Here is an 11,524-nt window from a genome sequence, read left to right as displayed (position 1 = left end):
CAACAACCGACTGAATCCGCCTCGACGAGCTCGACGCCCGCGGCACCCTCGCCGCAGCCGAGCGCACGGTCCGCGACCGTCGGTCGGCCGAGCTCGAGGACCTCCTGCTGATCGCCCACTGGGCCGACCTCCACGCCTCCGACCCGCGCCGGCGTCCCGGTGGTGGCCGCTCCTGGTGCGGCGAGGACCGGCTGGTCGAGGTCGGTGGTGACGGCACTCCCCTGGTCCGCGAGCTGTGCCTGCCCGAGCTCGCGACCGCTCGCCAGGTGCACAGCCTGAGCCTGCGCTCCGCGATGGCCGACGTGCTCGACCTGCGTCACCGGCTCCCCCGGACCTGGGCCGTCGTCATGGAGCTCGGCTGCGAGATCTGGGTGGCGCGCAAGGTGGCGGCCCTGAGTCGCGGGCTCGGCCAGTTCCAGGTCCACGTCGTGGACGACGCGGTGGCCGACGCCATCGTCGGCGAGTCACCGTCGCGCGTCCTCGACCTCGCCCGCGCCAAGGTGATCGAGGCCGACCCGGAGGCGTACGCCGCCCGTCTCGACGCCGAGCTCCGCAAGCGCTTCGTGTCGCTCTCCCGCACCGACGACGTCGGGATGCGTCATGTGGTCGCCCACGTCGAGGCCGGCGCCGCCGTCTGGGTCGACGCCCTGGTCGAGCGCGTCGCCGACGCGCTCGCCACCCGCCGGGACCTGATCCCCGACCTGCCCGACGACGTGGGGCGTGACGAGCTGCGGGCCGTCGCCTTCGGCTGGTTGGCCCACCCCGAGGACGTCCTCGAGCTGCTCGGCGGCTCCCCCGCGCCGTCGGAGTGCTCCGCGCGGCGTCGGCCGAAGGCCGTCGTCTACGTCCACCTCCACCAGGCCGCGCTGGAGCACGGCGTGGCCAGGGTGGAGGAGATCGGCCCGCTCGTGCTCGACCAGGTGCGCCGCCTGCTCGGCCACGCCCGCGTCGACCTCAAGCCGGTCATCGACCTCAACACCGGCACCCGCGTCAACGCCTACGAGCACCCCGAGTCCGTCCAGGAGCGCACCCACCTGCGGACGGTAGGCGAGGTCTTCCCGCACGCCTGCCGGATCAGTCGCCATGTCGACACGGACCACCCGAAGGAGTGGGACCCGCACGGTCCACCCGGCCAGACGGGCGATCACAACGCCGCACCTCTCGGGCGCACCCACCACCGCGCCAAGACCCACCTCGGCTACCGGCTCAGCCAGCTCGGGCCGGGCGACTACCTCTGGCGCACGCCGCACGGACTCCGTCGACGCGTCGACGCCACCGGCACCCACGAGCTCGACGAGGTGACCGCGTGGCATCTCGAGCACCCCGGGGAGCTCGACCGCGCCCTCGAGCAGATCGCCCGCGAGCGCGGCCTGGTCCTCTGAGGGCGCCGCCCCGAAGATCCGGCACGCCCGGGTGTGCGGAAGCAGTCGCGAGGCCGCGAAGCATCTGCTCGTGTCACGAGACGCTAGTCCGTTGTCGCTATTCCCCCCGGCAGACACCGGCTCCTAGCATCGCGAGCGAGCCAGTCGTCGGGAGGGCACATGGTCGGGGCCGTTCTGGACACCGTCCTTGGGCTTGCGTTCGTGTTCGCACTCGTCTCGCTCATGGTGACCGCATGTGTCGAGGCCATTTCCACGGTGACCAAGAAGCGCGCCAAGTACCTCCTGCGGGGGATCCTGCAACTATTCGAGGACGCCCACGACCCCGATGCGGCCACGGGGTGGTCTACCAAGGCCGAACGGCGCCTGTATCAGGATGTCCTCGATGGGCGCACATCGCTCGCGCCTCCGCGGTCGTTCACCCGGCAGTGGGTGGTGGACGTGATGAACCACCCGCTCGTGCTGCCGCTCGGTCAACGAAGCGCGAAGGCAACCCGCACCGTTCGGGTGCCCCCGAGTATCAGCGCCCGCCAGTTCGCGCTCGCGCTCATCGACCGCATCTGCCCCGGCGCCAAGGACGTGTCTCTGGACGACATCAAGGACGCCGTCCAGCACCGGCACATGCCGGCCCAGCTCCGCCGCGCGCTACGGGCCTTGGTGAAGACGTTGCCTCAGGGCGACGCCGATCAGCTCCGCGAGGCGATCGAGTCGTGGTTCGACGCTCAGATGGCCGCGGTCGGAGATTCCTACCGTCGCTGGGCGAAGCGATGGGCCGTGGTCATCGGTTTGGTGGTCGCTGCCGCGCTGAACGTCAGTGCATTGACTGTCGCGCACGCTCTCTACGTAGACGAGCCGCTGCGCGAGGCAACCGTCGCCGCCGCCACCAACGGCGAGGTCTGTCATCAGGAGGACACCCCGCAGGCCCTTCAGAAGTGTCTGCAGAGCTTGGACGACGAGGGTCTGCCGATCGGCTGGGGGCCGCCGACTATGAGAGGCGTGTCTATCTGGCACTGGGCCGGCGACCGAGCCACCGACGCGTGGGCTGCACTCGGGACGTGGCCGGCGTGGATGAGGCTGTTCGGTTGGATCCTCACGGGTCTGGCAGCCTCGTTCGGCGCCTCCTTCTGGTTCGACGCACTGAAGCGACTCACTGGAGCCCGCAAGCTGCTTGTCTCGAAGGAGGTCGCGCCGTGAGCGTTCCGACTGGAAAGGCAGCTCGGGAGCAGCTCCGCGACCTGCTCGGCGATGAGAGTCAGGGCACGAATCCGGAGACGGTGACCCGCACGGACCTGGCACCAGACCTGACTGTGCCGTGGTATTCCAACGACACCGAGGGTGTCCATCAGGATCCTCCCCCGGCGGCCAACTGGCTCTGGACGAGGGAGTCCGGGCGTGCCGGGCGCGACCCTGGTCGCCTCCTGCGGCGGCTACGAGACCCTGCGGCGTACGACCTGTCGCCTCTCGACGATCATCAGGTCGACGACGCCGCCTGGCAGGTGTACGTCCACACCCCTCCCGCAGAGATACTCGCTGGCTCCTCGTTCTCCGGACCAGAGCAGTCGTACTGCCGCAGCAGCGTCGACGTGACCATGCGGGGAGGTGTCACCAGCGGAGTCGTGTACCCGCCGGCGATCTGTGAGATCGCGCGCTCCTTCCGGCTGCGGAATATCGGCGGCGCCTCGGCCGGGGCGATCGCAGCAGCGGTCGCGGCCGCCGCCGAGCGCGGGCGGGCGACACAACCGCCACCCCAGGCCGAGCCCACCGAGCCGGAATCGCCGGACGCCGCACCGGCCGCGACCAACCAGCAGGCGCCAACGGAGGCTGCGAACGAACCCAGCTTCAAGAGGTTGGACCCTGGAGCGCCCCGGTTCCGACGCGGCTTCGCCGGCCTCGCTGACGCGACCTACTGGTTCAGCGAGCTCGAGGTGACGTCGGGTAAGGATCAGTTCCGGGTGTCCCAGCTGTTCCGTCCGAAGCCAGCTGCGCTGCCGCTCTTTCGGCTGATCGCGGCGTCCATGCAGGCGAAGAACAAGGTACTGAGAATGCTCGCCCTGGCCTTGATCTCGGGCGGACCATGGATGGTGACCGCCCGGGTTGTCGCGGTCCTGCTCGCCACGGCGCTTGCCTCCCGCAGTGTTCACCAACTGGACGAGCCTTGGCGTTCCTTGATCGGGTTCGGCTTGCTGCTCGGCACAACCCTTGGCATCTGCGCGGTCGGCATGTCCATCGCACTCATCATCGGGACCAACCAACGACGAGAGCTGCTCAAGGGCGCAGAAGGTGCCGGAGCCGCCGTTCAGGAACCGGTGGTTCCGCTGCACATCGAGAAGCCCGCGATGAGCGAACTCGCTGCGGTGGTGTTCCTGACTCTGGTGGCAGCAGGACTTCTCCTGGCGCCTGCTCTGATGTCAGGCTTCCGAAAGACGCCCGGCCCCGAGGTGAACTGGGCAGCCGTGTTCCTGATCTCGTTCGTGGCACTCGGCGTCCAGCTGGCTTTGCCGCTGCCGCGCCTCTGGCATGCCCTGACACACGCCAAGGACGCGCACTTTGGACTGATTCCCGGCTCCACCAACCTCAGCGAGGTGAACGGAAAGCGCCAGAAGATGCTCAACTGGCTGGCGGGAATGCGGACCGATCCGGTGCGACCGGCGTTGGTGCCGTGGCTCTCGGCAGCGATGCGAGACCTCGCCGGACTCGCCAATGACCAAACATGCCCGAACGCACAGTTGGACTCGGAGCTAGCGGTCCTCAGGTTCGGCCACCTGTGGCACGCCACCTACGAACCACCTGCCGCCGGGGAGCAAGTGCGCCGCGACCTCGACGCCTACTCGCATGTCAACGATCAGAAATGGCACCCACCATCGCCGACGCTCCAGGCACAGTCGAGCAACAGCCAGCACAGGCTGGTCAACCTCGAACTCGTGACGACCGAACTCGTGCACGGGGTGCCCTGGCGATTCCCGCTGACCCACGAGCAGTTGCGGACCCCGCGGGGACTCGCTCGGCTGTATGTCAGGAGGGACGACCTCGAGGACGTCTTTCCGAAGTCAGTCGTCGACGCGCTTGCCCACCACCCGTGCTCATACCGCCGAGCCCGCGACACCGAGACCGGGGCGTTCCTGTCCGTCGACGATCTCTACGAACTGCCCGACATGGCACATATCCCGGTCATCGTGGCGACTCGAATGAGCCTTTCGTTCCCGGTCTTGTTCGAAGCGATCAGGATCTACGCACGGGTCCGGGGTCCCGGAGACGATCCGCACTACATCCGTGACGACTACGGCGCGCGGTTGTACCGGACGATCGACGAGTCCACCGGTGCGCCGATTTCCATGTCATTTCCCAACGAAGCCAAGGGCCCCGAGGACGACCACTGGGTTGACCCGCCGGACGGCTTCGAGCTCAAGGGAGGGGAGTTCATCGACGACACCCTGTGGCTCGAAGAGTTGTGGTTCACCGATGGTGGTGTGACGTCCAACTTCCCCGTGCACTTCTTCGATTCCACGCTGCCTCTGTGGCCAACCCTCGGCATCAACCTCGGCCCGCATCCACGAGGTCACGGACACCAGGATGTGTGGCTCCCCGCCGACAACCAGAGCCGGAGCATGCCGCCTGCACCCGTCAAAGGACCGCTCACGGGCTTCTTCGGCGCGATCTTCAACGCTGCCCGAGGCTGGCACGACAACTACGAGACCTCCATGCCGGCGTTCCGTGGTCGGGTGGCTTGGGTACGGCAACGATCGAGCGAGGGCGGGACCAACCTGTTCATGGACCCTCAAGTGATCTCATCGCTTGCCCTGCGCGGCGCGCTCGCAGGGCGACGGCTGCGGCGTCGTTTCGAGCAGGATGCCTACTGGTTCCGCCACCAGTGGCTCCGGCTACGGATCTCTGCGGACAACCTGGCCGACCAGGCTCAGGATCTGCAGACCGCAATGCGTCATCCGCACTACGAGAATCTGCTGGCCTCTCTCGACGGCTCAATTCTCGAGGAGATCCGGACAGACCTAGGGAGAGCCGGGGCCGATCCCACCCGGACGGGAGAAGGCGTCTCGGCCGGAGATCTGGACGGCTTCATGGAATGGTTCATGCACGAGAGTGGATCCCCTGACCCCGAAGCGTATTGGGCGGCACTCAGACGACTGCTCACGGCTGACGACGACGCCGACCCCTGGTCGCCTCTCCACCAAGGCGCCCCGGAGCCTCGTCCCGTGTTGAGACAGGTACCGCCCGTCTGACCCGGACTGCTGTCGCGCACCCGCGGCAGGACCTGGCCCTGACGGCGAGCGAGGACGGCTCGTCGACGTCGTTCTCAGGCCGCAGCGCTAGCCTGCGAGGCCATCCGAGAGGAAGTGCACGACTCACACCGAAGGGCTGCTGGGCGTCGCGATCGTGGCCGGGGTTCGTGGTGCTGGTGCGGGCCGGGTGTGCCTCGTGGGCGCGCTGGTGCTCATGGGCGAGGTGACCGCCGGCCAGGACGCCGTCGACCGCACCGGGCATCGAGGTGATCGAGACCCGGGCGTCGCTCGACGCGCGGACGTGCAGGGCGCGGGTCGCGCGGCCCCAGCGACAGCCCCGGACATAGGCGTCGGGTGGTGAGCTCAGCACTCTCAGACCGGCCGCCGCTGGCCGGGCCGGCTCTGCCGTGGTGGCGTACACCGGCCTCGACACTCTGTCCTCGTGCCGGGCTCATCTCCCGACAGTCACAGTCTGTCGAGGTCGCGGACCCGTCCCCAGAGTCTTTCGTCCCGCCTCTCCGGGTCGAGGGTCCGGCGCCGGGGTCGCGCTAGACCCGCAGGTCGGCGTGCAACGGCTGCCCGACGTACCCCCGCGAGACGAGCGACACGAGGCGCTCGACGGCGTCCTCGGACGGGCCGAACGGGCCGGGCGCGAAGTGCGGCGACGCCAGCCCGCGCTGGACGGACTCGCAGGCGGCCCAGTCCTGGCGGTTGGTGAGGTCCCAGAACTCCACGGCGTACGCCGGGTCCGGCAGCGAGCCGTCCGACGAGGGCGCGAGGTACCAGGAGCACTCGATCCAGGTCCGGTCCGGCGCCAGCGGCACCAGGCGGTGGGTCATCACGTAGTCGGGGTGCGCTGAGATCAGCAGGTTCGGCAGCAGGTGGAGGTACTCGACCGCGGTGGGTGAGACGCCCGGGATCGGGTTGCCGTCCGACTCCCCGGTCAGCGACATCGTGGCCATGCCGTCGCGCAGCACCATCGCGCCGCCGACCCACGCACCGGGCAGCTGGTAGTTGTTGCCCGACGTGGGCGGGGTGACCTGGCACAGCTCGGGATGGATCAGCGGGCAGTGGTAGCACTCGTGGTAGTTCTCGGCCACGATCTTCCAGTTCGCCGCGATCTCGTAGGAGTGCCGGTCGGCGAGCCGCAGCGCGGCGACGTCGTACGGCGCGACGAGGCTCTCGAGGTCGCCCAGGTGGTCGGCGAACGGCACGATCTCGGGATGGCCGACCGGGTGCAGCGCGTGGCCGAACACCCAGCCCTGCCAGACCTCGACGGGCAGCTCGACCAGGGAGTAGTCGGCCGGCTCGAAGCCGGGCTCGCCGCGGTATCCCGGGGCGGCGATCAGGTCACCGGCGAGGTCGTAGGTCCAGGCGTGGTAGGGGCAGGTGATCGCCTTGCGCGCCGACTCGTCGCCCTCCGGCAGCAGCTCGTGGGCGCGGTGCCGGCAGGTGTTGGCGAACATCCTGACCTCCCCGGGACCGGACAGCGCGCCCGGGCGGGTGAGCAGAGCGGCGACGTCGCCGACCATGACCGCACGCTGGGTGGCCGTCGACAGCAGCTCGTCGAGGCGACCCAGACAGGTCCAGCCGCCGGCGAAGAAGTGCCGTCGCTCCCAGGCGAGCACCTCCTCCGAGGTGTAGGCCGCGGCCGGCAGCATCGCGGGCACGTCGCCGTCGCGAGCACGGATCTCGTCCTGGAGCCGGGTCAGGTCGCTCATGGATGCCTCCTCACACCCACCAGTGTGGCGCGAAGTCGGGTTCGGTGAGACGGGTCGCCTCAGGGAGGAGGTGGCTCTCCCTCGACAGATTTCTCCAGATTTCCTCAAGGCCGCTGCAAGAAAAACTCAAGCACCCCCGGTTGGCCGTCGCCGTGTCCTAATCTCTTCCCAAGACCCCGCTGGTGACCCGAGACTCCAGCGGGGTCCTTACATTTCCCGGGCTTCTCACCCCGCGAGGAAGCTGAGCCGGACGTCGCGCTCGGAGTTGTCGACGTTGAGGTCGACCAGGCAGATGCTCTGCCAGGTCCCGAGCGTGAGCCGCCCGTCGACCACCGGCACCGTCGCGTGCGGCGGGACGACCGCCGGCATCACGTGGGAGCGGCCGTGCCCGCGGCTGCCGTGGCGGTGCTGCCACCGGTCGTCGGCGGGCAGGAGGTCGCCGAGCGCCGCGAGGAGGTCGTCGTCGCTCCCCGCCCCGGTCTCGATGATCGCGATCCCGGCCGTCGCGTGCGGGACGAACACGTGCAGCAGCCCGTCCCCGCGCCCGGAGATGAAGTCGCGACAGTCGGACGTCAGGTCGAGCACGGTCTCGCGGTTGCCGGTGCGATAGCTGCGGGTCTCGGAATCCACGCGACCGATCGTGCCACGGCTCGCTACGGTCCCCTCATGCACGTGCGCTCCCTGGCCTTCCGCACCGACCTCGCGCTGCTGCGCCTCGCCGGCAGCGAGGTCGAGGACCACGGCTCCCACATCGCGGTGCGGACGCCGGACAACCCGACGTACTGGTGGGGCAACTTCCTGCTCCTCCCCCGCGCCCCCAGCGCCGAGGAGGTGCCGGGCTGGCTGGAGCTCTTCGGCGCGACCTACCCGACGTCGCGGCACCTCGCGTTCGGCGTCGACGGCCCGGACGGCACCCGCGACGACCTGGCGGCCTTCGCCGCCGCCGGACTCGACGTGGAGACGTCGAGCGTGATGACCGCGACCTCGGTCCACGAGCCGCCCCGCCCCCACCGGGAGGCGACCTACCGGCCCCTGGTCGGCGACGACGACTGGCGCCAGCAGGTCGAGCTCGCGATCGCGGGCGAGCACGAGGACGACGGCCAGGACTTCGTCATCGCGAAGACCGCGGCCGAGCGGTCGCTGACCGGGCGCGGCATCGGCGAATGGTGGGGTGCGTTCGTCGACGGCCGGCTGCTGGCCTCGATGGGGCTGTTCTCCGCCAGCCCGGGCCTGGCGCGCTTCCAGCAGGTGAAGACCCATCCCGACGCCCGTGGCCGCGGGCTGGCCGGCACCCTCGTGCACGAGGTCAGCCGCTTCGGCTTCGAGGAGCTGGGCGCGGAGACGCTGGTGATGGTCGCCGACCCCGACTACCTCGCGATCCGCGTCTACCGCTCGGTCGGCTTCGCGGACACCGAGGTCCAGCTCCAGGCCGCCCGGAAGCCCTAGACGCTGGTGCCGGTCCCGCCGTCGGGGTCGCGGACGCCGCCCGCGCAGGAGGCGAACGGCTCGGGCGCGGTCTCGCCGCCCCCGAAGGTGTCGATGAAGAGCGACAGCCGTGGGTCGTCGGCCCCGCTCAGGTCGAGCTGACGGCCCCACACCGTGACGACGACGGGTGAGTCCAGGCCGTCGTACGGCGAGAGGACGCCGTTCTGCGGGAGCAGCCCGGCCAGGGTGGCCACGTCGTCGGCGTCGAGGTCGGGGTCGTAGGTGATCCAGACGGTCCCGTGCTCGAGGTCGTGCACGGCGTTCTCGTCGCGCACCGGCTCGTCGTAGACCCCGCAGTCCAGCCACACCGGGGCGTGCGGTCCACCGACCGGTGGGGACTGCGGGTAGTCGATGTCGGCCGGCGTGTGCGCGACCTCGAGGTCGTCGTACTCCCTGACGGCGCTCAGGTCGACCGCCCCGTCGGAGGCCACCTCCTCGGTGTCGTCACCGAGCACCAGCGGCACGGCCACGGCGGCGGTGACCAGGAGCAGCGCGAGCACGATCGCCACCACTACCGGCAACACCCGCCGAGACGCGGGCGGCGGTGGGGGCGGGAAGGCCGGGGGCGGCGGTGGGTACGGCGGGGGCGGGAACGCCGGGTCGGACATCAGCCTTCCAGCAGGCGCTCGACCCGCTCGACCTTGGCGGTGAGCTGGCCGTCGAAGCCCGGACGGATGTCGGCCTTGAGCACCAGGCCGACCCGCGGGGACACCTCGGCGACGACGTCGACGGCCTTCTTCACCACGGCCATCACCTCGTCCCACTCGCCCTCGATGTTCGTGAACATCGCGTTGGTCTCGTGCGGGAGCCCGGACTCGCGGACGACCCGGACGGCGGCGGCAACGGCCTCGGACACGCCACCGGTCTCGTCGCCGGTGGTCGGGGAGATGCTGAACGCGACGATCATGGGGAAACGGTAGCGAGCGGCTCCGCACGCAGCCGGGCCAGGGCGTCCCTGGCCTGGGACTTCACGGTGCCGACGGAGATGCCCAGGGCCTCCGCGGTCTGCTGCTCGCTGAGGTCCTCGTAGTAGCGCAGCACGATCACCGCACGCTGCCGCGGCGCGAGCCGGGCCAGGGCGCGTTGCAGCTCCACCCGGTCCGCGCCCGGTCCCTCGACGGGGGTCTCGGGCAGCCGGTCGGTCGGCACCTCCCGCCACCGCCGCGAGCGCCAGCGGCTGATGCTCTCCCGCACCAGGATCCTGCGGACGTACGGATCCGGGTGGTCGGCGATCTTCTTCCAGTGCGGCACCGCCTTGACCAGCGCGACCTGCACCAGGTCCTCGGCGTCCTGGTGGGAGCCGGTCATCAGGTACGCCGTGCGCAGCAGCGCCGGCATCCGGGCCGCGACGTACTGCTCGAAGCCGTCGCGGGTCGGGTCAGGCGCGGACACGGCGCCTCCAGAGCACGAGCGCCAGCCCACCCAGCAGGACGCCCGCACCGGACCCCACCCAGGGCCACCGTGGGTCCGGGGGCGTCGGCGGAGCCGGCGCGTCGTAGGTCGGGGCGGACCAGGCATCCTGCGCCACCTGGAAGCCGGGCACCCAGGAGGATCCCGGGACGGTCAGCGGCTCCGCCCGACCCGTCTCGACATCGACGGCCTGATAGGCCGCCAGGTCGAAGGTCCGCACGACCACCTGCCGGCTGCCGCGCCAGCCGACGACCTCGTTCGTGAGCAGCCCCGGCACCCGGTGGGCGGCGGTGCCGTCCCGCCCGCGGGGCGACAGGACGACGACACCGTGCTGCGTGTCGTCGAACGAGCTCGGGTCCGGGTCGAGCATCGCGGCGAACCGACTGCCGTCCGGGCTCACCACCACCTGGTTCCCGATCGACGGCTCGACGCGCAGTGACCGCACGGGCTCGCCGTCGGGCGAGTAGAGGTCCACGGTCCCTCCCCCCGACTCGACCACTCGGTCGTCCGTGGCCGCCGCGTTGCCGAAGCTCGGGCTCCGACCGGCGGGCACCTCGCGGACGGCGTCCGTACGGGTCTGCCACACGTACGTCACCCGGCTGGTCGCCGAGGTGCCGCTGTTGTCGTCGAACAGCGGCGCCGAGAACCACAGCCGGTCGCCGACCCAGGTCATGCCGTCCGGCATCACCCCGTGGTCACTCTCGACGTCGTGGCGCATCACCTCGTCGGTGACGGCGTCGTACACCGCGGCTCCACGGACCGTGCCGTCCTCGACGTACCAGTAGCCGAGCCGGAGCCCGTCGGCCGAGAGTGAGACGTCGCTGGAACCGAGCGGCTCGTCGGCGTCGGACCATCCCGGGAGGTCGAGTCGGCGGTACGCCCCCGTCGATGCCGACACCCCGACCAGCCCGCCCTCCGAGCCCATCACCGCCACCATCGGGCCCAGCGGACCTGCGTCGTGCGTCGTCGGCGTCCTCGGGCTGGGCTCGTAGAAGCGGTTCGGCAACCGGAAGCCGTCGGTCGGCGTGACGGGTGCCGGCTCGTCCTGGACGACCGGCCGGAGGACGACCCCGACGACGCCCACCACGAGGACGACCACGGCAGCCACCAGGACCGCAGCTCGGCGACGTCGCTGATAGCGCCGCCCGCGGCTCCACAGGTCAGGCGTGGGGCCACCGGTCGGTGCCTCGGCGGCCAGGTCGGCGAGCCGGTCGTGCAGCGTGGTCATGGGTCCTCCCGGAGTGGTCTCACCCTGACCCACGCGACGAGGGACCGGAAAGGAGGGGTGGCCGGC

At 70.4% G+C, this 11,524-nt stretch carries 11 protein-coding genes; 4 read left to right on the top strand and 7 right to left on the bottom strand.

Translation table 11 applies throughout. The features are described from left to right. The coding region (locus tag PD653B2_RS24055; protein ID WP_133059115.1) for a hypothetical protein at positions 1-272 on the bottom strand (272 nt) is incomplete at its 3' end. On the opposite strand from PD653B2_RS24055, the gene PD653B2_RS24050 reads away from it, so the two are divergent. The 3 genes from PD653B2_RS24050 to PD653B2_RS25955 all read left to right on the top strand — a co-directional run bounded on the left by PD653B2_RS24050 (position 267) and on the right by PD653B2_RS25955 (position 5,614). Next, positions 267-1,382: a hypothetical protein gene (locus tag PD653B2_RS24050; RefSeq protein ID WP_085874955.1), complete on the top strand. Its 1,116-nt coding sequence runs from the start codon at positions 267-269 to the stop codon at positions 1,380-1,382. The two genes, PD653B2_RS24055 and PD653B2_RS24050, sit on opposite strands and share 6 nt — an antisense overlap. Positions 1,383-1,541: 159 nt before the next feature. Then, positions 1,542-2,573, top strand: a complete 1,032-nt coding sequence (locus PD653B2_RS24045; protein WP_085874954.1) for a hypothetical protein — start codon at positions 1,542-1,544, stop codon at positions 2,571-2,573. Further along, the gene (locus tag PD653B2_RS25955) at positions 2,570-5,614 is read left to right on the top strand and encodes a patatin-like phospholipase family protein (RefSeq protein ID WP_089504071.1); all 3,045 of its coding nucleotides are present in this window, start codon (positions 2,570-2,572) and stop codon (positions 5,612-5,614) included. The genes PD653B2_RS24045 and PD653B2_RS25955 overlap by 4 nt, the downstream gene beginning before the upstream one ends. A 548-nt stretch (positions 5,615-6,162) precedes the next feature. Here PD653B2_RS25955 and PD653B2_RS24035 read toward each other — a convergent pair. Both PD653B2_RS24035 and PD653B2_RS24030 read right to left on the bottom strand, forming a co-directional pair. Further along, complete coding sequence (locus PD653B2_RS24035) at positions 6,163-7,335, bottom strand: aromatic ring-hydroxylating oxygenase subunit alpha (protein ID WP_085874953.1); 1,173 nt, start codon at positions 7,333-7,335, stop codon at positions 6,163-6,165. Positions 7,336-7,560: 225 nt separating this feature from the next. After that, positions 7,561-7,965, bottom strand: a complete 405-nt coding sequence (locus PD653B2_RS24030; protein WP_207559535.1) for a secondary thiamine-phosphate synthase enzyme YjbQ — start codon at positions 7,963-7,965, stop codon at positions 7,561-7,563. A 36-nt stretch (positions 7,966-8,001) separates the two neighbouring features. Here PD653B2_RS24030 and PD653B2_RS24025 point away from each other — a divergent pair, with 36 nt between their 5' ends. Next, positions 8,002-8,781, top strand: coding sequence for a GNAT family N-acetyltransferase (locus PD653B2_RS24025; RefSeq protein WP_085874952.1), 780 nt, complete (start codon positions 8,002-8,004; stop codon positions 8,779-8,781). Here the strand turns inward: PD653B2_RS24025 and PD653B2_RS24020 are convergent. The 4 genes from PD653B2_RS24020 to PD653B2_RS25790 are packed head-to-tail and all read right to left on the bottom strand — an operon-like array spanning position 8,778 to position 11,458. Beyond that, positions 8,778-9,428, bottom strand: coding sequence for a DUF3105 domain-containing protein (locus tag PD653B2_RS24020; protein WP_085874951.1), 651 nt, complete (start codon positions 9,426-9,428; stop codon positions 8,778-8,780). The genes PD653B2_RS24025 and PD653B2_RS24020 overlap by 4 nt on opposite strands. Beyond that, on the bottom strand, positions 9,428-9,727 hold the full coding sequence (locus PD653B2_RS24015) for an MTH1187 family thiamine-binding protein (protein ID WP_085874950.1): 300 nt from the start codon (positions 9,725-9,727) through the stop codon (positions 9,428-9,430). The genes PD653B2_RS24020 and PD653B2_RS24015 overlap by 1 nt, the downstream gene beginning before the upstream one ends. Beyond that, entirely contained in the window at positions 9,724-10,212 is a 489-nt protein-coding gene (locus PD653B2_RS24010) for a SigE family RNA polymerase sigma factor (RefSeq protein WP_085874949.1), read from the bottom strand. The genes PD653B2_RS24015 and PD653B2_RS24010 overlap by 4 nt, the downstream gene beginning before the upstream one ends. Further along, a complete protein-coding gene (locus PD653B2_RS25790; protein ID WP_085874948.1) occupies positions 10,199-11,458 on the bottom strand; it encodes a hypothetical protein in 1,260 nt (419 codons plus the stop codon). Before PD653B2_RS25790 ends, PD653B2_RS24010 begins: the two co-directional genes overlap by 14 nt. Positions 11,459-11,524 lie beyond the last annotated feature (66 nt).

The sequence above is a fragment of the Nocardioides sp. PD653-B2 genome, from assembly GCF_002117935.1.
In the GTDB taxonomy this organism is placed as follows: Bacteria; Actinomycetota; Actinomycetes; order Propionibacteriales; family Nocardioidaceae; genus Nocardioides.
The sequence above is the reverse complement of the archived record's forward strand: the minus strand, read 5'-3'. Positions and strand labels throughout refer to the sequence as shown.

What these genes read in the sequence shown, in the direction of transcription:
- PD653B2_RS24045 (WP_085874954.1), top strand. Translation starts at nt 1,542, where the DNA reads ATGGTCGGGGCCGTTCTGGACACCGTCCTTGGGCTTGCGTTCGTGTTC.
- PD653B2_RS24035 (WP_085874953.1), bottom strand. Translation starts at nt 7,335, where the DNA reads ATGAGCGACCTGACCCGGCTCCAGGACGAGATCCGTGCTCGCGACGGC.
- PD653B2_RS24025 (WP_085874952.1), top strand. Translation starts at nt 8,002, where the DNA reads ATGCACGTGCGCTCCCTGGCCTTCCGCACCGACCTCGCGCTGCTGCGC.
- PD653B2_RS24020 (WP_085874951.1), bottom strand. Translation starts at nt 9,428, where the DNA reads ATGTCCGACCCGGCGTTCCCGCCCCCGCCGTACCCACCGCCGCCCCCG.
- PD653B2_RS24015 (WP_085874950.1), bottom strand. Translation starts at nt 9,727, where the DNA reads ATGATCGTCGCGTTCAGCATCTCCCCGACCACCGGCGACGAGACCGGT.
- PD653B2_RS25790 (WP_085874948.1), bottom strand. Translation starts at nt 11,458, where the DNA reads ATGACCACGCTGCACGACCGGCTCGCCGACCTGGCCGCCGAGGCACCG.